This window comes from Erwinia sp. BNK-24-b, from assembly GCF_047456155.1.
Taxonomy (GTDB): domain Bacteria; phylum Pseudomonadota; class Gammaproteobacteria; order Enterobacterales; family Enterobacteriaceae; genus Erwinia; species Erwinia phyllosphaerae.
On the sequence record NZ_CP179901.1, the window covers coordinates 465,659 to 488,041 of the forward strand.

Annotated in this window: 17 protein-coding genes and 2 pseudogenes; 7 read left to right on the forward strand and 12 right to left on the reverse strand. The window is 47.7% G+C overall.

Features of this window, described 5'->3' with window-relative positions:
• Positions 1-3: 3 nt before the first annotated feature.
• Together ACMGGR_RS02220 and ACMGGR_RS02225 are read right to left on the reverse strand one after the other, a co-directional pair.
• On the reverse strand, positions 4-252 hold the full coding sequence (locus tag ACMGGR_RS02220) for a hypothetical protein (protein ID WP_414148051.1): 249 nt from the start codon (positions 250-252) through the stop codon (positions 4-6).
• The gene (locus ACMGGR_RS02225) at positions 249-506 is read right to left on the reverse strand and encodes a helix-turn-helix transcriptional regulator (protein WP_414148052.1); all 258 of its coding nucleotides are present in this window, start codon (positions 504-506) and stop codon (positions 249-251) included. The genes ACMGGR_RS02220 and ACMGGR_RS02225 overlap by 4 nt, the downstream gene beginning before the upstream one ends.
• Positions 507-1,026: 520 nt before the next feature.
• Between ACMGGR_RS02225 and ACMGGR_RS02230 the strand changes: the two genes are divergently transcribed.
• Positions 1,027-1,737, forward strand: coding sequence for a hypothetical protein (locus tag ACMGGR_RS02230; RefSeq protein WP_414148053.1), 711 nt, complete (start codon positions 1,027-1,029; stop codon positions 1,735-1,737).
• Positions 1,734-1,985, forward strand: a complete 252-nt coding sequence (locus ACMGGR_RS02235; protein WP_414148054.1) for an ogr/Delta-like zinc finger family protein — start codon at positions 1,734-1,736, stop codon at positions 1,983-1,985. Before ACMGGR_RS02230 ends, ACMGGR_RS02235 begins: the two co-directional genes overlap by 4 nt.
• A 286-nt stretch (positions 1,986-2,271) precedes the next feature.
• Here ACMGGR_RS02235 and ACMGGR_RS02240 read toward each other — a convergent pair whose 3' ends face one another.
• Complete coding sequence (locus ACMGGR_RS02240; protein WP_414148055.1) at positions 2,272-4,152, reverse strand: DUF2357 domain-containing protein; 1,881 nt, start codon at positions 4,150-4,152, stop codon at positions 2,272-2,274.
• Positions 4,127-6,670: a hypothetical protein gene (locus ACMGGR_RS02245; RefSeq protein ID WP_414148056.1), complete on the reverse strand. Its 2,544-nt coding sequence runs from the start codon at positions 6,668-6,670 to the stop codon at positions 4,127-4,129. Before ACMGGR_RS02245 ends, ACMGGR_RS02240 begins: the two co-directional genes overlap by 26 nt.
• Before the next feature lie 322 nt (positions 6,671-6,992).
• On the opposite strand from ACMGGR_RS02245, the pseudogene ACMGGR_RS02250 reads away from it, so the two are divergent.
• The 4 genes and pseudogenes from ACMGGR_RS02250 to ACMGGR_RS02265 all read left to right on the forward strand — a co-directional run.
• Positions 6,993-7,657 (forward strand): annotated as a pseudogene (locus ACMGGR_RS02250) (primase-like DNA-binding domain-containing protein); the annotation flags it as partial.
• Between the two features lie 475 nt (positions 7,658-8,132).
• Positions 8,133-8,993 carry a hypothetical protein gene (locus ACMGGR_RS02255; protein ID WP_414148057.1) on the forward strand — a complete coding sequence of 287 codons (861 nt, stop codon included), beginning with the start codon at positions 8,133-8,135 and terminating at the stop codon, positions 8,991-8,993.
• Positions 8,994-9,395: a GIY-YIG nuclease family protein gene (locus ACMGGR_RS02260; RefSeq protein ID WP_414148058.1), complete on the forward strand. Its 402-nt coding sequence runs from the start codon at positions 8,994-8,996 to the stop codon at positions 9,393-9,395.
• Positions 9,396-9,478: 83 nt separating this feature from the next.
• Complete coding sequence (locus ACMGGR_RS02265) at positions 9,479-9,724, forward strand: DUF943 family protein (protein WP_414148896.1); 246 nt, start codon at positions 9,479-9,481, stop codon at positions 9,722-9,724.
• A 667-nt stretch (positions 9,725-10,391) separates the two neighbouring features.
• Here ACMGGR_RS02265 and ACMGGR_RS02270 read toward each other — a convergent pair.
• From ACMGGR_RS02270 to fucO, 5 genes and pseudogenes are all read right to left on the reverse strand, one after another.
• Positions 10,392-10,877, reverse strand: a pseudogene (locus ACMGGR_RS02270) (class I SAM-dependent methyltransferase); the annotation flags it as partial.
• On the reverse strand, positions 10,877-11,890 hold the full coding sequence (locus ACMGGR_RS02275; RefSeq protein WP_414148059.1) for an HNH endonuclease: 1,014 nt from the start codon (positions 11,888-11,890) through the stop codon (positions 10,877-10,879). The pseudogene ACMGGR_RS02270 and the gene ACMGGR_RS02275, both read right to left, overlap by 1 nt.
• A gap of 286 nt (positions 11,891-12,176) precedes the next feature.
• A complete protein-coding gene (locus tag ACMGGR_RS02280; RefSeq protein WP_414148060.1) occupies positions 12,177-15,482 on the reverse strand; it encodes an AAA domain-containing protein in 3,306 nt (1,101 codons plus the stop codon).
• Positions 15,483-15,623: 141 nt separating this feature from the next.
• The gene (locus ACMGGR_RS02285) at positions 15,624-15,764 is read right to left on the reverse strand and encodes a hypothetical protein (protein WP_414148061.1); all 141 of its coding nucleotides are present in this window, start codon (positions 15,762-15,764) and stop codon (positions 15,624-15,626) included.
• Positions 15,764-16,915 (reverse strand): lactaldehyde reductase, encoded by a 1,152-nt coding sequence (gene fucO / locus ACMGGR_RS02290; RefSeq protein ID WP_414148062.1) that lies wholly within the window; start codon positions 16,913-16,915, stop codon positions 15,764-15,766. The genes ACMGGR_RS02285 and fucO overlap by 1 nt, the downstream gene beginning before the upstream one ends.
• Between fucO and ACMGGR_RS02295 the strand changes: the two genes are divergently transcribed.
• Positions 16,907-17,446 (forward strand): hypothetical protein, encoded by a 540-nt coding sequence (locus tag ACMGGR_RS02295; protein ID WP_414148063.1) that lies wholly within the window; start codon positions 16,907-16,909, stop codon positions 17,444-17,446. The genes fucO and ACMGGR_RS02295 overlap by 9 nt on opposite strands.
• A 137-nt stretch (positions 17,447-17,583) precedes the next feature.
• On the opposite strand, the gene ACMGGR_RS02300 is transcribed toward ACMGGR_RS02295, so the two are convergent.
• From ACMGGR_RS02300 to ACMGGR_RS02310, 3 genes are all read right to left on the reverse strand, one after another.
• On the reverse strand, positions 17,584-19,185 hold the full coding sequence (locus ACMGGR_RS02300) for an APC family permease (protein WP_414148064.1): 1,602 nt from the start codon (positions 19,183-19,185) through the stop codon (positions 17,584-17,586).
• A gap of 316 nt (positions 19,186-19,501) precedes the next feature.
• Positions 19,502-20,674 carry a D-alanyl-D-alanine-carboxypeptidase/endopeptidase AmpH gene (gene ampH, locus ACMGGR_RS02305; protein WP_281434576.1) on the reverse strand — a complete coding sequence of 391 codons (1,173 nt, stop codon included), beginning with the start codon at positions 20,672-20,674 and terminating at the stop codon, positions 19,502-19,504.
• A 101-nt stretch (positions 20,675-20,775) separates the two neighbouring features.
• On the reverse strand, positions 20,776-22,338 hold the full coding sequence (locus ACMGGR_RS02310) for a methyl-accepting chemotaxis protein (protein WP_246759897.1): 1,563 nt from the start codon (positions 22,336-22,338) through the stop codon (positions 20,776-20,778).
• Between the last annotated feature and the right edge of the window lie 45 nt (positions 22,339-22,383).

The following is a 22,383-nucleotide window of genomic DNA, read 5'->3' on the forward strand; positions in this document are numbered from 1 at the left end:
TCCTCAGCAATCGGTCAGGACGTGATCGGATTGCGGCGGATTTGATCGGAAGTTCTTGCTCTGCTCACCTTTATTCCCCTTTGCAGGCTTCGGCTTTTCGGTGAGTACGGAAATATGGCCGTGGCGGCCGCTGTTGAATGCGGGCAGCGTGGATTTTTTGCCACCGACGGCGGAAAGCAGGCTTTCGGCCACGTACACGGCCTCTTCCTGGCTCAGCGGATAAGTTCGGGTGCCGAAATTAAGCTTAATCATGCCGCACCTCCGGCACGCTGCGCGATGCGGGCCTGCATCCAGTCGTCAATCTCTGACGCCAGCCACGCGACGTTCTTACCGCCCAGCGAAATCTGTGATGGAAACCGCTCGCGGCAGATTAAGTCGTAAATGGTGGAGCGGGACAGGCCGCAGGTGCTGATAACTTCCGGCAGGCGCATAAAGCGGTCGCGGGGGTACTGAAGGTCGTTAACGGTCGGCGTAGCCGGGGCGAATGGTGAAGCGGTGGAAAGCATGGTGTTACATCATTTTGTATCCGGGCGGCGCTGGCCGGTTCCGGTCGTGTTGTGCTGGTAACCCCCTATTGTGAGAATATTTTTGCCCGTGTAAACAAGACGCCGTCCGGTGGTAAATGAGCAAAACCGCGTTCTGTTGCACACTGTTTGCCACCGTATGCCAAAGAATGCCAGAGAATGCCATTTATAAAAAATTGACCGGAAATTCAGATTCATTAATAGCTAAAAACTCTGAAAAAATGCTCGCCAGAAAAAGGCTGCTCTAAAAGCGGGTGAACAGTGGTGAACACCCGGTGAACAGTTCATTCGCAAGTGTTCACCCCTTTACTTGCTGTATTTATTATCTTTTTTTCAAGGGTGAAGAGTAGTGAACAGTTTTGTATAAAACTAAAAGCTCAACAGGGGTTTGCGGTCAGAATGCAGCCGTGTTTGCTCAGCGACAGGCAGGCAGCAATGAAATGATTTGTCCGGTGGTGAACAGCAGAATAGCGGCATCCTTTACAGATGAAGAGACAACGCAATGAGCACCCCGGAAAAGAGCACCGCCCTGAAAGACTTTGAGCAGGCCCGCAGTGCGCATCTTGAGAAGATGAAACAGTACAATAATACCTGCGCCGACATTAGCCGCTGCGAGAAGCAGCGTGAGGCGGCTATCGAGGCGGGAAAGGAAGCCGAAACCAGCTGGCGTACGCGCTTTCGCAACCTGCGCGGCAACCTGACCGACGAACTGAAGGCGGAGCACAGCCAGCGCATTGCCAGCCGGGAGCTGGCGGAGGAGTTTACCGGGCTGATTGCCGAGCTGGAGCTGGACAAGCAGGTCTACATGCTTAACGCCTGTGGTACGGGAAAGGAATACGTCTGTGCGCACAGGCTGGCCTTCAACGAGTTTGCCGACGCGACCTGGCAGTCGGCGCTGCGCAACGTCAGCCCTTCGCTGTTGTGGGCCATCCGCCTGCGGCTCCAGCGTGAGAAGGTCAATCCACGCGACGACGACGAGCGCAGCGATATGCAGGTCGTGGCAGAGCTGATTGGTAACGCGCTGACCCGCGCGGCGGCCGCTTTGCCAGAGAAGGCGCTGACCGAAGCGCCGGTGCTGGAGAATATCGGCCTGTGGCGTCCGGCGCTCACCGGCGTGGATATGGTGCTGTATGCAAACCCGATTAAGCGCAACAGGGCGTGGGATGCCATCCACGTGCACCGTCCGTGGATAAGGGAAGGTAAAAAGAAATGATGCACTGCCCGTACTGCAAAAGCCCGGCGCACGCCAAATCAAGCCGCTATATGTCGGAGCAGGTGAAGGAGCGCTATCACCAGTGCACCAACCTTGACTGCTCCTGCACGTTCAAAACCAGCGAGAGCATCACTAAGGTCATCACCGCGCCGCCGCAGCCCGAACCGGTTCCCGCAGTCACACCGGAGCCGGTCAAAGAACGCCAGACAATCGGGCGCTATGGCTCGTCCTTCCGCACTCTCCACTGACCACAATGGCCGCTGTAACCAGCGGCTTTTCTGTCTCCGCTTTTCGTCCTTTCAACGCCCTTTTTCTGGCCAGCCCGGTTTGTAAAGAGCGATGCATGCATAAGGTGCATGATTTTGCATGCTGAATGCAGCGTATCAGGCACCCCGTCAGCCCACGCCCCGCGGGGATTTGCCCGGTTCATGCAGCTGCATCAAAAACGATGCATAAAGCGGGCAGGCGAGGCGGGGGTAGCATTGCGCGCTATGTGTATTAACATAAGGCGCAGAGCTTTAAGCGCGCATAACATTAAGCTATTTTTGATGCTGTCATTAAATAATCATCGGCACTCAATTTTTTTGCTAACAGTTCAGTTATAGTTGCAACTATTCTCTCGAATTCATAATTTCCTTGATATTCTTGACCCGGCTGTATTGATGCTACATTAATCACCGGCTCTACAGGTTTGTTAGAGAAAATATTATAATTTTCACTATGATAATGTCGCGTCAACGGAAGGTTTGCAGGGTTGATGATTGTTAAACCAATTATATTATTTTTGGGTTCATTGGCTAAGTGTAATCCATGCAAGTATTTAAGGGTTAACTCAGGAAGATAATAAGTAAATGCACGATTGCTCGTGGTATATTTTGCATCAAGTACATAAAAATAATCAACACCATTTTTCTTGGCGTTAATCACATAGTCTGGAGATCTATTTGAGTTTGCGAATGGATGCTTTCGAGGTTTTATTGTATTGTTGTTGATAGTCCAAGCTTCAGAGTTTATCAACCCTAATGAATCAGCCTTTTTGTTTAGGGGCATCCAATATTTTGGTTCGTAATATATGCTAATGTCAGAATTTTTCAAACTCCCATGAAAGAAAAATGATTCTTCTTCATGATTTAAGATAAGCTCAATATTGCATTTTTTCTCTATCACACCTTTTATATAAAATAATACATAATATTCAAATAGTTTAGGGATGCTTTTAATTGACAATAGTTCTTCCTGTACGCTCCAGTCAGGTTGGCCAAATCTATGCCATTTTATTATTGTTTGAAATATGCTCAAATAATCCTTGTTGTTTTTAACTTTTGCGGTTAATGAAGGAATGCCAGATGTCTTTCGCTTAACTGGTATTTTATGATCTATTTTTATTTTTATTGCACTAAGCTTAATTAGTACTTCTTTGCACTTTTTTATTTTGTTTTGGTTTATTTTCTTTTGGAACTTTTTTAACTGGTTGTAAAAACTGACATATCCATCATGGGGCTTGGAGTTTTCTGTGATCAATTTTGGAGCATCAAAACCAGCTAATAAGCTTGATGTGGCTAATTTTAAAGTTACGATGAATCCATGTATTATTTGGTTTTCATATACATCACTATCATTATGTAAGGCTGTTTCTCTGACTTTTTTACTACTATAAAATTTATCTTGATAACTTAAAATAGCACTATAGTTATCGTCAACTTCATATAGCTCCTCAATATTTTCACAAAGCCAAGATAAGGTTTGGTCGTCAATGTTAGTACTGTCATTAGGTGAAATAAATTTATAATGAGAGGTCAACTTTGTTATAGGTTTAGAAATTATTTTATCAATTGAATCCGTGAGGAAGTTAGTTGTTTTTTCTATCCATTCTAAATATATGTCAACGGGGGTATCCCCTTCTTTGAATCCCGCCATGCGGCGGGTAACCCTAAAAAAAGCACAGAGCGCATCACTATCATTTTTAGATAAAAAAGATAGCATGTCGTCAACTCGCTCAGCATTTATTTTTTTTGCAAGTATATCTAATCTTTGTAATGGGATGTTTTTGGAAAAATTTTCATTTTCTACTGCTATATACAATTCTGCAATGCCAAAATAATTAAAAAAGAAGCTTTCATAAATATTATTTTGCATCTTTTTAGGTAAGAGTTTATAAATCCATTTTTTTGAATTGTCATCAAAATCTACAATGTTAAACTGCATTTCATTTTCATGTAAACATAAGCTTACTTTTTCATATTCATTTGAAGTCTCAAACTCGATCGACACGGCCTCATCTTCTAAAATATAAGGGTAAATATTTACGGTGTTATCACGTTCCGATAGTTCAATAAATTGACCTCGGCGCGTTCCATTGAGTAAAGTTAATTTTACTTTCATAGGGTCCTCAAAAATAAGAATAAGAGTCACCATAAATATCACCATGATTAATGATATTTGTTAGGGTGGATTTCGACAGAGTAAAACCGTATTCAGATAACTGCTGCTCAAGATCCGTAAGGCGTTCTTTGAATGAGCTACCATACCCCTCAATAAGGGGAAGTATATGCTGATTGATAGCGTAATCAAGGGGGGCTGCTCTCATCATTCCAATTTCATTGGCTGTATGACAATAACGCCTTATAGCATTTACTTTTCGCTGGCTTATATTAACTGAGCTTGTTCTATTCAAAGGTCGAGAAAGAATGTTAATAATGCTTTCTAGTGCTGTTTCTTCCTCTTGATTAAAGCTTGCCTCAGAAGAGCTAATGTTGAAGGCGTTGTCCATACTTTCAAATGGTAATGCGCCTGCGAAATCCAATGATTGCGTAGGAATGGTTTTGTAATTGTTATTATGGGCCATGGTTATGACAGGGACACGATCTATCAAGCGTGGAGATAGTTTTTCAGTTGTAGAATCGTTATTAATTGTCGATAAAAATCTTAAATTACTTGGAATGCTAAAATATCTCTCAGACTGTTCTGGAATACCAGTATCAATCAGTCTGTTTACGCCTTCTGGATCGCACATCCCTAAAAAGTCTGACCAGTAATGCTCCATGCTTGATAAATTTGCTTCGTCAAGCAGAACCATTTTTAAAAAATCATTGTTTTTTTCGTTTCTCAAAAAATCATATAAACCTGTTCTTGAAGGCTGATATGTGTCTTTAAGTGAGTTATAGAAACCTAAAATATCGCGTCCGGAAACCCAAGCTCTTCCTACTGCGATGTTTAAAAAGTTTGTATTATGAGATTTAATGTCATCATCAGTTAGTTGCATATGCTTAGCCATGCGAATAACGGTTGAAGTTTTACCTGTTCCTGGGGGGCCTGATAATATTGTCATAAATGACTGTGACATGCAAATTACCAAGTTGGCGATTTCGTCCGGCGTGAAATTCCTGCCTCCATCTGATGAAAAGACTTGGGTCAGATAGTTGATATAATCGGCTCTATTTTCTTTATCAAGCTCAATCTCAGAACAGTTTATTTTAAATGTGGCTGGTTCTTTTCTTACGCTTTTCCTCTTCTCCCCTCGTAAAATTGATGTCAACGCACTGATTTCTGCTAATTTATCTGGCAATTGAGATGATTCTAACATTGCCTCTTGTGTTTTAAGAGCATTTTCAATTAGTCTGTTATCAGTTTCAATTTCCTGTTTTCTTCTTTTTAAATACTCTATTTCTTTATCTAAAGTGTTAAATTCATTTATTTGCTCATGAGCTAAATTGAACCCATCAACTATTTTCTTATTTTCGATGATGGATTTTTCTATTTTACTGTTTTGCTCAGTTAGTTCTTTTTGTTTTTTTAAAAGTTCAGTGTGTGCATCTTCATCAGATTGTTTCTTTATATCTTCAATTCTTAATTGTGCTTTTATTTTTTCTATTTCAATTTCTTTTATACTATTGGTAAGTTCTTCTTTTTTAGCTAAAATATGTTTCTCAATTTCTTTTAGATCATTTTCTAGTACTTCTTTTTTAGATTGAAAGCTTTTTTCTAACTCTTCATTTTTTTCCTTTAATAATTGATCTCTATTATTCGCAAAATAAGTATCCAGATAAATTCTACCGTCTCTGGTTTCTGCTAGAAATTCGTTAATAATTTCTGATCCATAATCACTTTTATCCAAGAATTCAGATAAGAGATTACGTAATCTATCAAAGCGTTCATTATTGCTCATGGCTTTATTTTTCTTGGCATAGTCCTCGATTCCCTGAGAAAGTCTTTGTGCCTCCGTTTTACCAAGAAGGTTGTTTTTTCCTTTACCAAAATTATTTCGAGTAAAGTAATTTATTAGCTTTACATCAGAGATATAATCTATTTGCTGAAAATGAATTGCGGAAATATCTTTTAGGTTACGAATGAAACTTTTTACAGTTCCTTTTATTCGTATATTTTCGAGGAGGTTATTTTCAATAAGTTTGTTTTTTTCAATTTTTGCTACAAAATCAGTATTTAATTGTAAAGGAGATGGGGTTGTAAGCGGAGTTAATAGCCAACTGTCATTTTGTTTTGTTGCTTTAAAAGGACCGTATACAAAATCACCATTTTCTATAAAAAATAAGTTATTTGGTATTTCATAAGGATAATCGATGAATCCCGATGCTTTATCTGGAAGTGATATATTAAGCACAGGTATAAAAAGGTGCCTATCGATTTTATCCGCCTTACTACCCAGAGTATAATGCTTTTGTAGCCGTGAGTTATTTTTCCAATCCTCCTCTCCTCTATCAAAATATTCATTTAATATAAAAATCTCGTCATTTTTGAATAGCTGGTCTATGTTTAAAAATCCTTTAGATACAAAAATAGCTCCGTTAGGAAAGTCAGAGCTATCTATATCGCTTAGACTGCCATCTTCATTGTAATGCGCTATTGGAATGACAAGCCCAATGTCTGGGTTTGTTGAGTGGTTTTCTTCTTTTATTGCTAAAAGTCTTTCATACATAATATATAACGTCCTGAGGAATGAAATGATAGTTTCAGAATTTATGACAAGTTTTTTCTTCTAGGATAAATCTTATCACCAATCAGTTCATCATATAAACAAAATTTATAGAATAGAGGAGACTTTTTAGGTATTCCCAACGGGGTCAGTTTTGAGGTCAAAAATACATTATTGTTATTTTTTTGCATTTTAATACATGTAGTTATATTCTTTTTGCGTGTCCGGCCTTCGAACCAGTATCCTGTCTATCCCCGTCCGGGGAAGTCCAAAAAACTTTTAAAATCTATATAAAAGTTGGTTCTATCATCTGACCACAATTTTTGACACGCTAAAGTCATCGCGGGAACGCGCAAGCGTGGTAAGTTACTTGCCGATTACCCTGTCGGACCAGAAAAAGTGGAGCGGCGACGGCGCGAGCATCAAGGTGATTACCGGCGGCGACGCCGTGGCGATCGATCCGAAATTCCGCGATGCTTACTCAACACATATCCCGACGGTAATACTGGCGGTGAATAATAATCCGATGCGCTTCAGCGACCGCAGCTGCTGGAAAAGATTGCCGGTAAACTGGCAGTTATCGTGCGCCACCTGATGCAGCGCTTCACCCGAGCTGACGACGCCCGCGAGCTGTTGCAGGTGCAGTAGTCATCAGAGGAAGCGCTGGAAACTAAGCGCAGCGCCGACTAGCTGGTGGATATCTGCGGCTATCTGACACTGCTCCACATAGCAACCGGGCTGTTTATCGGCAACGCGAATATCCGGGTGATAAACCCGCGTCGCTATCTCTATTACGCCTATTTATCATTTATGGAAGCCAGAGGTCATCGGCATCCAATGAGCCTGACCGCGTTCGGCCAGGTGGTGCCACAGACGCTGAACGAGTACGAGATAGAACTGCTGAAGTGCAAAACGAAGAACGGTATTCAGACCAGCCTGGAACTGAGCGGGGATTGCGAGGCCGACTGGCTGCCGCGCTACAATGTATAGGCTAAATGACTGACAACAAACCGGCCCGGCAGGTTTGTTGTCAGAAGCGGACAATGTTAAAACTACCTGTATCAATCTGTGAGGAGCAGATCACAGATTTAAGTGAAAATCATGCCGCTCTTTGAGAGCTTACCTGCAGCCGGACAGAAAAGTGTAATGAATGTACCTGAGTATCAGAGGGATTATTACGTTGCGCAGATTCAACGGGTGGGCAGCGTAATTATTAATTCGACTAGCTTAAAATAGGCCAAGTAAAACATCATAGTAAAGCCATCCTAAACGTTTAAAGTATATGTAAAAACATTCAATATTTAAGTCTTTTTCTGAAGTTAATGGTTTAAAAACGCTAAGTGAGTAACTTTTTTTTCTTGAGTAAGACCACTATTTAATTTAATGATAAGTTGATTTTTAGTGGCGTTTGCGAGTTGAGCTGTGTTATATTTTTCTACTCAAATTATAAACTCTGGGGTTTCACATGAATGCAATTTATCTGTTGCTGGGTATTTTTAGTGGAGGGGCTTTATGTGCTTGGATTATTACATATAAGATTTTAAAAAAGAGATATAATGAGAAAAATGTTAGCCTTCAAAATATTTTTTACAAGAGAATAAGTGAGGAGGAAACTGAGAAGGAAGAGGCAATAAAACTTGCTATTGCAGAAAAAAATGAGGTTATAGGTAAATATAAAAACCGGGATGTTTATCGTGAGGCTGAGCATGGAAAGCGTTTAGACGAACTTAATAAACTAATTGAATTCCATAAGGGCAGAAGTAAGGATATACTTAATAAGGCCGTGGATTTTGCGTTTGATTTTGAAAAAATATTTAAAGAACAGCATCAAAATGCACAACCTGATATTCAAAGGATCTTAGATGATACTTATCGTTTCAAAAAGAAAACCTTGCTTAGCTCAATCACGATAAAAAACTTTGAAAAAAAACTAGAGGATATAAAGAAAGAAATTTCTTCCTATAAAGATTTGGTTGTGAAATATGAATACTTTGAGATCGCTGATAATTCCAATTGGGAATTGGTTGAGAAAGAATTTCGAGATAAAGTATTAGCTCTTCAAGAGGCTCAGAATGAGCGCGAAGCACAGAACGAAATGAAACGTCAAATGAGGGAAGAGCGGCAACGAGCTGAGGAGCTTGAAAAACAGCAGTTAGAAGCTGAGCAAGAAGAAGAAGAGTTAGAAGCTCGTCGTCAAGAAATCGAAAAAGCATTATTAGCTGCTGATGAAGAACATCAGCTTGAATTAGAAGAAACTCGCCGGATGTTAGAGCAAGAAATAGAAGAAGTACATAGAAGATATGAGAGGGCTAAATCCCTAGCGTAAATGACCAAGCAAGGACATGTTTATATCATCTCCAACATAGGCTCGTTTGGTGAAAATGTATTTAAAATTGGAATGACAAGACGTTTAGAACCTTTCGATCGCGTTAGTGAGCTAAGTGGTGCTAGTGTGCCTTTTGAGTTTGATGTACATGCAATGATCAGTTGTGATGATGCCCCAGCTTTAGAAGCAAAATTACATAAACTGTTGAGTGGCGAAAGATTAAATAAAGTCAATCTGCGCAAAGAGTTTTTTAAAACAGATATAAATAAAATTATAAAATGCGTAGAAGAAAATCATGGTGAGGTTGATTATGTGGCTAACCCTGCAGCACTACAATATTATCGGTCATTGGAGTTAAAGGATGAATCATCCTCGATTGAGATAGCTGCATTGGCAATGTAATGTTATAACAGTTAGTTAAACCCGCTTCGGCGGGTTTCATTGCTCGGCGTAAACATGTTAAATAATCCTTAGTTGCTTACGATATCCCTAAAGCAGATTCAAATGGTTCTTTTACCGTCACCTTCTGGGATTTTGGAGATGGCTACAAAAGCACTGATGGTAACGATAGGCTTTGTTTTGAAGATATGCAACCACCAGTAAACTGTATTGATAAAAAATCCTTAATGTTTATTAAAAACGGTAAAAATACCGGTATGGCTTTTTGGGTTGATGATGGAATATACCGGGTAAAAGAAAGTGGTGAGATGGTAAAAAATAAATATAAGTAATTGCTTTCCGCATGTAAAGACAGTAATACAACCATCCGCTATATCTAGCTTGCACCAATCATGCGGAAGTTGCAAAATTTCTGAGAGACTATCTTAACGGAGAGAAAAGCGGAGAGGGCTTACCGCTTACTCGGTTCTTTTATATAAGGAAATTGCTTGTAAGGTAGCGTAGCAGATGAAAGCTGAATGAAATCTCCTTATTTATTTTTTTGAAAATCAGTCAATGCCTGTTGAACTAGCAGCGTTTAATGCCACAGAACCGCCATTTAAAACAAAATCTCGCCATTTCTGGTTCAATTTTTCTTGTATTAAAAATTATGGTTCCATCTCCATCGGTGATAAGAAAGCGCCGTCAGTCAAATCGTTAAAATAGCTTAGAGAAGTTATTATTGGATTGTGATGGAAAATTATTTCATCGCCATTATCAGGCATGCTGCTTTTCTTCCCGCCGAATAATCGCATTCAGCCATATTTCATTACTACGTCCAATCCGTAAGTCGTCAGTTTTCCATACTTTCACAATTCCAACAGTGGCTTTATTCTCTTTTTCATTTTTCGAGCCAGTTCCGTCAACCATCCCAGCCCCAGCCCCAGCCCCAGCCCCAGCCCCAGCCTCAACCTCAACCTCAGCCTCAGCCTCAGCCCCATCTAAGCATCCAGCGCCATTCACCTCATCCACAATATTCCGCAGCCCAGCCTCATTCATATCCGTAAACCGACGCCCATCTTTTTCCCGTTCGCCGCTGCCGTATTTAAATGACAGATACCAGATTCCGCCTGGTTTCAGCGCTTTTGCCAGCAAAGCCATTACGCCGGGCAGTTCCGCCTCAGGAACATGCAGCAGCGAAGCGCAGCACCAGATGCCGTCATACCTTTCTAGTTCGGCAATATCCTGAAAGCGCCCTAATTCAACAGCCTTACCGGAAAATTGACGGGCCATCATTACCAGCTCAGGCGAGGCGTCAAAAGCCTCTACTGCAAATCCCATCTCGCTAAACGCTTTTACGTCACGACCTGAACCACAACCGGCATCAAGGATGCGTGCGCCAGGCGGCAAACAGGCAACAAAAGGCTGATACAGGGCAGACATATTTACGTCCACCGTTTCATCGTAAAAACGCTGTGCATTTGAACGGTAATAATTGTCGTTCATCAGAAAATGCTGTCTCCCTGTGCTTCGGGCTGCCACTCGTGCAGTAAGGCATATTTCGCCGTATTCCAGCTTTGCTGCAAAAAACCGTGGCGTAGTTCTGGCGTATTGCCCGTCTGACGAATCAGCGTATCGCGTAACGGCAGATGGCTGTTGATAAAGTACTCGTTGCGATCGTGCAGGCGCTGCAACAACGTTGTTGAAGGGATGCGCGCAAATTTTCCCTGAGCGCCGCGATTGCAGGTCTGACAGGCCAGTACCAGGTTCCACACGCCGTTCAGGTTGCTAATCTGCTCGTTAAGCATCCACGGCAGGAAGTGATCGACATCCGGCAGGTTCTCTTCGCCGCCTGTTACGCTCACAGGGCGAAAGCAGTAAAAGCAGTGTCCTTTTTGATAGCCATTCAGGCTGCTGCGACAGCTGGTGATGGTAATACGACGGTTATTTTGACGGCTGAATAGCATCTGGTCGCTTTCATCGTACTCCACTGCTATCAGGTTACGCGAAACGTTCATCGCCCAGGCTTCCTCGACCAGTCGCCATCTCGCCTCGGTTTCCTGAACCAGGTTAGCAAACTGCGCATTTTCAGCCAGATAGTAGAAATTATCGGTCAGGCGGATACCTTTATTGTTTTTGCGCTCGTCCAGAAAAAATCGCTTATCGATTTCGGCGTGATTAACGTTATGAAAAGCATCAATCACGTTAGCAAATCCGCGCTTAACGGTAATGGCTATCAGCTGGGCTTCGCTAATCTCGCCCTCATTAAATTGCCTGCATGCCTCAAGGAACTGGCTGCTTTTGCTGGTAATTTGCTTTGGTGCATCGCGCAGATGGGCACACAGATGCCGGGCAAAAGGCGCGGCCAGCGTTTCCAGAGTGATTAAATCGTTTCCCGGCTGCTTTAAATCGTACAGCGCGTGGGCGAGGGCAAACTTATAGGAAGCGACGTTTTTGCCGAAAAGAATGACGCCGCGCCAGTAGTTTTCAAGGCGGGGATCGGCCTGGTAGAAGCGCATGCGGGATCCTGTTTTGCGAGGCAGCTCGAAAAAATCAACGTAACAGGATCACATAACAAAACCCGGTATTTGTAAACCGGAAAAGGCGGGAGATAACAAAGCACGTAAGTTAAGCAGGGCAGGATAGGCTGGTTACTAACAGGCAGCACAAATCAGCGTAAGCTATCAGGCACAATCACGTTGATAAGAATCTGTGGCTGCCGTTGCAGGTTGCCAGATCGGTGTCAGCCCAAATCTAAGCACCGATTAAAAATCCTCCGCAAAGCGAAGGATTGATAAGCACTAATCAGGCTGGCAGCTGTTCCGGCAGCGCCTGCGCCACCAGATTAAATCCTTTTTTATTACTCCATACGGCACGATCGCCAACAATGAATATATGATTCTTTGCTCGTGTTAAGGCTACATTTAGCAGATTAGGCTTGCTGGCCGCCCATTCCGCGCCGCCCTGATTGCTGGTATCACATCCCAGCACAAGAATGACGATATCGTTCTCTTTCCCCTGAAATGTATGCACCGTACCGATATTTTTGCTGCGCCAGGCCTTCAGCTCGGTACGGGACAGCTTGCTTTCACGGCTAAGCCGATCGACGGAATTTGGTTGCTCTAAAGCTAACGCCAGTCCTGCTTTTACTGCTTTAAACGGTGTAATAACGTAAATGTCCGCCAGCGGATAGCCAGCAGCGGCAAGCTTCACAAGCAGCGCTTGCGTATCTCGCGCCAGTTCAGATTTGTATTGCTTACGCACACAGTTACCTTCTGACGAAAACCAGCAGTTACTCAGATCGTTTTTCAGCGGCCTGCTGCGGATCGCTTGTTCATCCAGACCGTGGATCATGCGGTTATCGTAAGCTATCTGGTTTGACAGGCTGAACATAGGTTCAATGCAGCGCCGGTGAACCCATAAAGGAATGCCGACCCAAACCGGATTATCCATGACCAACAGCGTACATCCATAGGGATTAGCCCTGTCGGCAATTTGCTGCACCGACCATTTTGCCGGCGTCCACTCTTCCGCATCGTTCGCCAGTGCCGCTTCAGTCAAATACCTGGTCAGACGCGGCGGCGTAACAAACACCGGCTCTATTTGCAAAGGATCGCCAACTACCAGCACTCGTTTGGCACGCCATAAAGCGCCAACCGCCGCCTGCGGTAATGCCTGGCCCGCTTCATCAATCATTAGCCAGCCCAGCTGCGCTTCCGTTACGCCGCTAAACATGCGGCCCAGTGAAGCAAAGGTGGTAGACACAACAGGCACCATCATAAATAAAAGCTGCCACATGCCCTGGCTATGAGGTTCAGAACCGGGTGAATTAAGGAAGGAACTCATTTTTATCAGGTTCTGACGGAGTGCGTTACTGCGCTGGGTTGCCTCCGCCAGCCACGCCTGATGCAACGCCATTGCTGCTATAAATAACAAAGACCGCTTGCGGTTTATCTCTTCATTCTGCCAAAAAGCGTAGCGCTGGGTATCCGCATCCTGAATGCTATGCTGCGGACCTGGAATAACCAGTTCCGGAAACGCCTGTTTCAGGTTTGCATAACGCTGCTGTGCGTCATTAAAAGCAGTATGAGCTTCTGACCATGCACGCCACGCTGCTTTTTCCTCTTTCTGGCGCTCAGCTAATCGATTCTCGGCGCTTGTCAGCTGCTCTTGCAAGGCCAGCCTGCTTTTACGTCCGGCAATATGTTCCTGCTTTTTTGCTGCCAGTTCTTGCAGATAATTTTGATATTCGCGTCGCTTGAACAGGCGCTGCCACCAGGCCGGTTTACTCTCTTCCAGCGCTTCATATTCTTCCTTTAAAATACTTACTCTTTCATCCAGCTGCCCCATCTGCCGCTGAATTACTTCATGCTTATCTTCCGCCTCGCGCCGACGCGTAATAGCTTCGCTTTGCTTTACCTTTAAACCATGAACAGCTTTACCATCACCGTATTTTTGAAACCACAGGTTCAGCTCGTCCAGCTGCTGTAATTTCTTCTGCAATAATTCGACTTCCGCCAGAGCGGCCAAAAAGTTTTTCTTAGCCTCCGTGAAGGAAAGCGGTTTGTCGGTTTGATACCAGCGCCAGTAATTTAAAAAATTAAACTCATCAGGACGAGCGGTCTCTTCAGGGCTGTCTTTTTCAAAATGACGAGAAAAGAAAAAACGCTGGCTGAATCGGGAGCGGTTTTTCTTGTTGCCCATAATAGCGGCAATCATACCCCAACACTGTTCCTCTTCCGTTAAAGGAAGCAGCTGTCCGTTTCTGTTTTCCCGTGCGTTTAGCTGATTAGCAATCGGACGCAGATAGCTCGTGTCACGAAATTCTTTAGCCAGTGATTTACATTGAGGTAATTCACGGGAAATATTTTCCACTGCGGCATTGTTGTAGGAAGCTACGACCATTTCAAAGCCGGTCAGGCTTTTAGCCAGAAATCCGTTCTCATCAAGTGCTTCAGAGGCATAGCTAAAAGAGGCCAGAGCTTTGGCGCGCTCAACCACATTATGCGCAACCAGATCGCGCAGCATCGTCGTCTTGCCGGTACCCGGAGGGCCATTTACCGACAGTAATCCCCCGTCTTTTAGTTCCTTTAGCGCAGTATTGATTGAAAACTGCTGCATCAGCGACATGCTGAAGCGAGGGTCGGAAGGCCAACGGCCGTGTGGCATGTATTCGGGTGCCAGATGATGAGTTATTGTTTCCAGACCCTGAGAGGAATAAAGATCGCTGTGGCGATTTTGTCTGATTGAAAGATACTGGCGTAACGCTTTTCCCCCTTCATCCGCCGCGACAGCCAGCATCGCGCGCTCCAGGTCTTCCAGAAAAAAGCTGTTGAGAATAGGTAAGACTTCTTCACTGCTTTCCGATTCTTCATCTAACGTTGCCACTGCCGTAGTATCGGTCAGCTCATCCTTATTTAGACTCTCAGGAAGGCACCGTACATTTTTATCTGTACCGGAGGCAGAGGCTTTTATTGGGTACCAGTCAAACTGAAGGACGAAAGGCGAAGAGGGCGAATATTGTGCCCAGTCACACAGAATTTGCAGCAACTTTACCAGTGAGCCTGCGGTCAGGTAGCTTTTGCCAGACTGCGGATGGCTCGGGAGCAGTAAGGCCAGTCGCTTTAACTCTTCATTTAACAGCGCATTTCTGTCGCGGAAAGCCGCCACGGAAAGCTGGGCAGCCGTACCTTGCTGTAGATGCCCTAACGCCCAGGGCAAGGTGCTGACGGACATGCTTTGAAAATCGGGCAAGCCTTCTTTATCCACGTTCAGCTTTGCAAAACAGGTCATTCCGTCCGTATCGAGCCGCTGTTCCTGCTCATAATTCGCCAGGGCGGAATCTTCCTGACCAAACAGCCGCTCGCTTAACTGTTCTGCTTCCTTTTTAGGGAACAGGCCAAGATGGAGCACATAACGTACGTTATCATCCTTTATTCCTGCCCGGTTACGCTGGCTTTCATTTAGCCAGGGAAGCAAAGAATCACCGTACCTTTCCAGTTCTGAGGCAGAAACCTGAATGCTTTTGTCTTCTGCCTCTACGTTATAGGTCTGGAAAAATTCAATAAGATGCCAGCTGTTGAGAATGCGTAACGCCTGTTGCTTATTCACTTTACCTGTCCCTGAGGTGTATATAAAATCACCGATTAAGTGTTGGTCAATGAGAAAAAAAACTTATCAATCGGTAGTGTAAGGGATCTATATTGTCGGGGCGAGCGACAAATGGCAGACGCTGCTGCTGGTGGATGAAGACTATAACGTTCTTAAAGAGATGCCGACGGGGTTTGGCAGCGGGTAAATGCCTGATTGTCCTGAACAGCGGCTGAGCAGCGAAAGCGTCAGACAGGGGATAAACGGCAGCATGCAGGCGTAGCGGCCTGCATGCTTCGGCATCAGTAAATCTTACGATAGAGCGCAATAATATTATCCAGCGTTGCCTCTCTTGGATTGCCGCCAGTGCAGACATCATCCAGCGCGGCCTGGGCCAGCGCCGGGATATCTTCCTCCTTCATGCCTACATCGCGCAGACGTGCAGGAATGCCGACATCGGCAGAGAGCTTTTTCACCGCCTCAACCGCCGCTTCCCGCGCTTCGATCAGGCTCATGCTGCATACCTTCGTCACGCCCATGGCGCGGGCGATATCGCGGTATTTTTCTCCGGTAAAGTCCGCGTTCCACGCCATCACGTGCGGCAGAATAATGGCGTTAGCGACGCCGTGCGGCACGTTATAAAAAGCGCCCAGCGGATGTGCCATGCCGTGCACCAGGCCAAGCCCGACGTTGGAGAAACCCATCCCGGCCACGTACTGGCCCAGCGCCATATCCTCCACGCCTTTTTGCTCTCCGGCCACGGAAGCGCGCAGCGAACGGTTGATAATCTGAATCGCCTTCAGGTGCAGCGCGTCGGTCAGCTCCCAGGCTCCTTTAGTGGTAAAGCCTTCAATGGCGTGCGTCAGCGCATCGATACCGGTGGCGGCTTTGAGCGAAGGCGGCATGCTTGCCATCATTTCTGCATCAATAATGGCGACAACCGGAATATCATGCGGATCGATGCAGACAAACTTACGGCGGTTTTCTTCATCCGTAATCACATAGTTGATGGTCACTTCCGCCGCCGTGCCCGCGGTGGTTGGAATAGCGATAATCGGCACGCAGGGATTTTGGGTACTGGCGAAGCCTTCCAGACTGCGTACGTCAGCGAATTCAGGATTATTGATGATAATCCCAATGGCCTTGGCCGTATCCTGGGGCGAACCGCCGCCGATAGCGATCAGATAGTCCGCCTGGGCCGCTTTAAACGCCGTCACGCCAGCGTTCACCACGGCAATGGTTGGGTTTGGCACCACCTCATCGTAAATGGTATAGGGGAGCTGGTGCTGATCCAGCAGCGCGGTGACTTTTTCAATGACGCCCGCTTTTATCAGCGTCTGGTCAGTGACCAGCAATGCCTTTTTCAGGTTGCGCTGGCGGACCTCGGGAACGAGTTGCGAAAGGGAGCCAGGGCCGAACCAGCACGTCTCGTTCAGGATCATTCTGTGCAACATAATCTTCTCCAGTTATCGCCCATGCATAAAAATGCAGCGCGTTATTATCACTGGCTGAAAATATGCGGAGGAACGTGCCGCTGTGTATTGATTGAGATCAGGCCGCAGCAAGTCAGCGGGCAGGAGAAACAAATGAAGAAGCGGCAGAGCGGCCCTGATGGTGTGCTGCTTTTCTTGCGGAGCGTGGTGTTCGCGGCGTTCTGGGCGTGCGCGGCTGACGCGGTTCTCGGGGTTCTCTCGGCTCGCGCGGTTCCAGCGTTTCTCGTGGCGTACGTGGTTGACGCGGAGTGCGCGGCGTGCGCGGTGCGCGGGGCTGACGTGATGTTGGTAACTCTTCTGAAGCGCGTAGCTGGCGTGACATTGGCAACTCTTCCGAAATGCGGGGCTGACGTGACGCTGGCAACTCTTCCGAAGTGCGTGACTGACGTGATGCTGGCATCTCTTCCGAAGTGCGTTGTTCCCGTGGTTCCAGCCTCTCTCCTGGCGGATGCGGTAAGTTCTTTTCGTCCTGCTCTGCTTTTTCCTGCATAACGTTTTCCCGATGGGCGGTGCCGATCACCCAGCTTAACAAGCGCGAGGCCCCACGGGAAACGTTGCATTAAAAAACGCTTTGCCAACAGCCTCAGGCGGGTTGCTCCACCTGAAGGCTGCAGGTGCGGGCAGGCGAATTAGTTACGCACGTAGTGACCGGTGATTTTTTCGCTGCCGTCGGGTATCAGCTCATCCTCATCGGTAATCTCCGGCACCGGCAGGCTGGCCGCCACGCCCCAGTAATAGCAAACCAGTGAGGCGACCGTGACCAGCACCATATCAACAGGCGAGCCGACAGCGTTTATGCCGCCAAAGGTGCCCAGATATGACAGCAGCATCAGCGCAAAATAGTAGGCCAGCAGCCACCACGCGCAGTGCAGGTCGCGGCTGGCGTTCACGCCTTTTTTACCGAACGCGGCATAGCCAATCCATGCCGCGATCAGCACCGGCAGCAGGATTTCGTTGACCGACCAGCCGCTCCAGTAAATCAGCAGCGAACTGGCAATAAACGCCAGCGGGCTGAGCACGGCCGCGATGGGCAGCCGGAATGGCCGCTGCATCCCGGGCAGATGACGGCGAAACGCGCCTAGCGTCACCGGGCCAGGCATATAGGTAAAAACGGTTGCGGAGGTAACGGCACCAATCAGGCCGCCCCAGACCTGAAACTCTGAAGGTAACGTCCAGGCGACAGAGAGCACCAGCGACAGCCACAGCGCGCCGCGCGGTACGCCAGATTTGGCATCGACCTGGCCAAACACCTTTAGCAGATGGCCGTTACGCGCCCAGGCAAACAGCACGCGGCTGGCACCGGCCAGGTAAATATTGCCGGTACCGGCGGGCGAAATGACCGCATCGACCAGAATCAGGTTAATCAGCCAGGTAATGCCCAGGCTACGAGCCAGATCGGCGTAAGGAGACTGAAACACCTTCTTCAGGCCATCCCAGCCGTTGGCCGACAGCGCTTTTTCAGGCACCGCACCCATAAAGGCATACTGCAAAGCAATATAGATAATAAAGCTGACCACTATGGCGATGATGATCGACAGCGGCACGTTACGCTGCGGATTTTTCGCCTCGCTGGCGAAATCTACGGCCTGGCGAAAACCCAGATAGGCAAACACAATACCCGCACCGGTCAGCGAAGAAAAAATACCGTGCGCGCCGCCCGGAGGCGGAGGCGGCACGTTCAGGTTATCGCCGTGGAAATAGAGAAACAGCGTGCCGATAGTCAGCAGCGGCACGATAAATTTAAAGAGGGTAACAATGGTATTTACGCGCCCAAAGAAACTGACGCTCCAGTAGTTCAGCAGGAAAAAACCGACCAGCAGCAGGATCTGCACGGCAAAGCCCAGGCCGGTTGGGCTGCCGTCGCTGTTGCTGACCGCAGGCCACCAGTATTGGGCATACTGCCGCACCGCTTCTACTTCCACCCCGGCGGTACTGGTGTAGGCCAGCAAAGAACTGACCCCGATAACAAAGCCGACCACGTTGCCGTGTGAAAAGTTAGGGTAGCGCACAAAACCGCCCGCGCGTGGGATGGCAGCGGACAGTTCGGCAAAAACCAGGCCGATCAGCAGCACGATAATCGCGCCAAGGATCCATGCCCAGCCGGTTTGGGCTCCGGCATAGCCAGAGCTGGTCAGCGCGGCATAGAGCCAGCCCGAACCAATCATAGAGCCGATGCCCAGCAGGCTGAGATCGAGCAGCCCTAACTTCTGTTTAAATGCGCCCTTAGCCATATCAACCTCATTGTCTGTTACAAGCATTGGTGATGTTTCTTCCAGGGGATAAAGCATTTCGCATGCCAGAAAGACGCGAGAAGATGAATTGCTGAAAATGCCGGAGGTTGTTGAAGAGATAGCGGCGCTGTTTTGAGGATATCGGCAATCTGAGGCGGGAAGCGGGCTGAGGATAAGCGGTTGATCGGGCGGACGGCTCAGGTGCGCCACGCACCACAATGATCCTTAATTCACGGAATGTTATGTCGTTTTACATAATGTCATATTACTGGCGCAGTCCTTTAAACCAGGCTGCGCCGTTATTCCACCGATAAAGCTATTCGCTTTCCATAATTGAAGCGGCCAGCTGTGCGCTGTCCGGCGTATTGCCAATCAGCTCGGTCAGGAGATTATTTACGCCGTCGCTCATGGCGGTAAAATGCGTTTCCGGCGAGCGCGTGACCACGATAAACACGCCGACGCTGTAGCGCGGCACCATCGCTATATAGGTAATAAAGCCGCCACCGCCGCCGGTTTTCTGAATAATCCCCGGACGCCCGCCCTGCGGTGCCATATAAACCCAGCCCATACCCAGCGCCGAGGCTTTCCCCGGCACGTCCATGCCATCCACTTTCGTTAGCTGGCTACGCTGATAAATCATGGTCTGGATGCGATCGGCCTGCGCGGAACGTGCATGCATATCGGAAGAAAGGAACTGCTGCATCCAGCGTCCCATATCGTCCGGCGTGGAATAGATGCCGCCGCTGCCGATAGCCGCCAGCGTATTGGTGCAGGGACTGGCACCTTTTTCGGCCACCATCAGGCGCGAACACTGATCGGGAGAAGGGGTGAAGGTCGTATCCTTCATGCCCAAAGGCCGGGTGATTTCACGCTGTAGCAACGTTGGATAAGGAGTGCGCGCCGCGCGGGACAGCGCATCACCAAGCAGATCGAACGCCAGATTAGAGTAGGCGGCCTGAGTGCCGGGCGCGGCCTTCAGGTGCGCGGTTCTCAGCCAGCTCCAGCGCTGGCTGTTGGTTGGCCAGACGAACACCGGACGATGCGGTTTGCCGCCAGGCTGCTCGCGCGGCAGGCCGCTGGTGTGCGTCGCCAGGTTGATAAGCCGGATAGTCTGCCCAGCGTAGGCGGGAACATAGCCGCCGGGCGGCGCATATTTGCTGAGCGGATCGTCAAGCCGCACCACGCCTTTTTCGGCCAGCTTGACCAGCAGTTCGCTGGTCAGCAGCTTGGTCAGCGAGGCGATGCGGATAATAGAATCTTTCTGTGGCCGGACGCTGCTGCCCGGACGCACCGATCCCAGGCTGGCAAAGACGCGCTGGTTGGCGTCAATCGCCACCATCGCCAGTCCGGTCGCCTTGGTGTTGTAGTAAATATTTTGCGCGTAGCGGTCGACAATCTGCGAAGCCAGTAGCGGATCGGGAACGGTCTGCGCCATTGCGCCAAACGGAAGGAGAACACAAAGTGCCAGCAAGCGGTGAACGTATTTCAACGTGCGATATCCATCGGGAGCGAGAAAGGGACCTTATACTAATCTTTTTCTTAATGATGAAAAAAGAGCGGCGGCCTCTTTTTTACAGGCCGCCTTACTCATCAGCCGGCCGCGTGGCTGACTTTAAAAATGCTGATAGCCTGCGAGAGCTGTTCAGCCTGTTCCTGCAACGATTGAGCTGCCGCCGCCGACTGGTTAACCAGCGCCGCATTTTGCTGCGTTACCTGGTCCATCTGCGTAATCGCCATGTTGATTTCACCGATGCCGCTGCTCTGTTCATGGCTGGCAATAGAGATCTCACCCATGATTTCCGTCACGCTTTTCACGCTCGCCAACACTTCTTCCATCGTGCTGCCGGCTCTGGCGACCTGCTTGCCGCCTTCGTCCACTTTGTTAACGGAATCCTGAATCAGCTGGGCAATCTCTTTGGCAGCCGAAGCGGAACGTTGCGCCAGGTTACGTACTTCTGAAGCGACCACGGCAAAGCCCCGGCCCTGTTCGCCAGCGCGAGCGGCTTCCACGGCGGCATTCAGCGCCAGAATGTTAGTCTGGAAGGCGATGCTGTCGATAACGCTAATAATATCTACGATTTTTTTTGACGAGGCGTTGATGGTTTCCATCGTATTCACCACCTGATTGACTGCCGTACCGCTCTGAACCGCTACTTTGGATGCCAGCGCGGCCAGCTCGTTGGCCTGACGCGCGTTATCGGCGTTTTGTTTCACGGTTGAGGTCATTTGCTCCATTGCGGAGGCGGTCTCCTCCAGCGAGCTGGCCTGCTGCTCGGTGCGGGATGAGAGATCCATATTACCCAGCGAAATTTCGCCTGAAGCGGTGGTGATCAGCTCCGTACCGGAACGGACTTCCGTCACGATGCGCAGCAGGTTTTCATTCATTTTTTTCAGCGCCTGCATCAGCTGGCCCGTTTCGTCGGCTGAATCAACGCGGATAACCGTGCGCAGGTCGCCTGCCGCCACGTTTTCGGCAATCTGCACCGCTTCACGCAGCGGCGTAACGATGGAACGCGTCAGGAAATAGCCCAGGATGATAGCGGCCAGCGTGGCCAGCGCGGAGAAGATTAGCGTAATGCGGATAGCGGTCGAACCGTCGGCAACGGCATTAGCGCCTTCCGCCTGAAGCTGCTTAGACTGCGAATCGGCAAAGCTTTTAACAATATTGAGATAGGCCGACTGGACCGGCGTCATCTTCATCAGTGCGTAATCGGCGGCGGCGTCAACGTTGCCCGCTCGCACCAGATCTAACAGCGCGTTTTTAGCGACCTCAAACTGCCGGGCCGCCTCTTTGACCGCCTGAATTTTTTTAATACCCACTTCCGTGGTTTGCAGTTTAGCAATCTGCTCGATAGTCCGGTTAGTTTGTTGCGTTACGTCATCCAGCTGCCCGTAACGTTTCAGATTTTTTTCCGGATGCGCGGTTTCAATCACCATGCCGCGCAAAAACTTAATCTGATCGTTAACGCCGTCACGCACGTCAAAGGCCAGCCTTACTTTGATATAACGATCGTTAATAATTCTGTCGACCGCGCCGTTGATACTGCCGGTTTTAACAATGGCCGTCACGCTGACCACAATAAACAACAGTATGACCAGGCCAAGCGCTGCGCCCAGGCGTACGCCAACCTTCAGGTTTTTTACAGATGTCATCCGGATGATTCCTTGCTGTTTGATAGCGACTGAAGAAATTTTTAA

Coding starts and splice junctions, on each gene's coding strand:
- ACMGGR_RS02220 (WP_414148051.1), bottom strand. CDS start 252: ATGATTAAGCTTAATTTCGGCACCCGAACTTATCCGCTGAGCCAGGAA.
- ACMGGR_RS02225 (WP_414148052.1), bottom strand. CDS start 506: ATGCTTTCCACCGCTTCACCATTCGCCCCGGCTACGCCGACCGTTAAC.
- ACMGGR_RS02230 (WP_414148053.1), top strand. CDS start 1,027: ATGAGCACCCCGGAAAAGAGCACCGCCCTGAAAGACTTTGAGCAGGCC.
- ACMGGR_RS02235 (WP_414148054.1), top strand. CDS start 1,734: ATGATGCACTGCCCGTACTGCAAAAGCCCGGCGCACGCCAAATCAAGC.
- ACMGGR_RS02240 (WP_414148055.1), bottom strand. CDS start 4,152: ATGGTGACTCTTATTCTTATTTTTGAGGACCCTATGAAAGTAAAATTA.
- ACMGGR_RS02245 (WP_414148056.1), bottom strand. CDS start 6,670: ATGTATGAAAGACTTTTAGCAATAAAAGAAGAAAACCACTCAACAAAC.
- ACMGGR_RS02255 (WP_414148057.1), top strand. CDS start 8,133: ATGAATGCAATTTATCTGTTGCTGGGTATTTTTAGTGGAGGGGCTTTA.
- ACMGGR_RS02260 (WP_414148058.1), top strand. CDS start 8,994: ATGACCAAGCAAGGACATGTTTATATCATCTCCAACATAGGCTCGTTT.
- ACMGGR_RS02275 (WP_414148059.1), bottom strand. CDS start 11,890: ATGCGCTTCTACCAGGCCGATCCCCGCCTTGAAAACTACTGGCGCGGC.
- ACMGGR_RS02285 (WP_414148061.1), bottom strand. CDS start 15,764: ATGCCGAAGCATGCAGGCCGCTACGCCTGCATGCTGCCGTTTATCCCC.
- fucO (WP_414148062.1), bottom strand. CDS start 16,915: ATGTTGCACAGAATGATCCTGAACGAGACGTGCTGGTTCGGCCCTGGC.
- ACMGGR_RS02300 (WP_414148064.1), bottom strand. CDS start 19,185: ATGGCTAAGGGCGCATTTAAACAGAAGTTAGGGCTGCTCGATCTCAGC.
- ACMGGR_RS02310 (WP_246759897.1), bottom strand. CDS start 22,338: ATGACATCTGTAAAAAACCTGAAGGTTGGCGTACGCCTGGGCGCAGCG.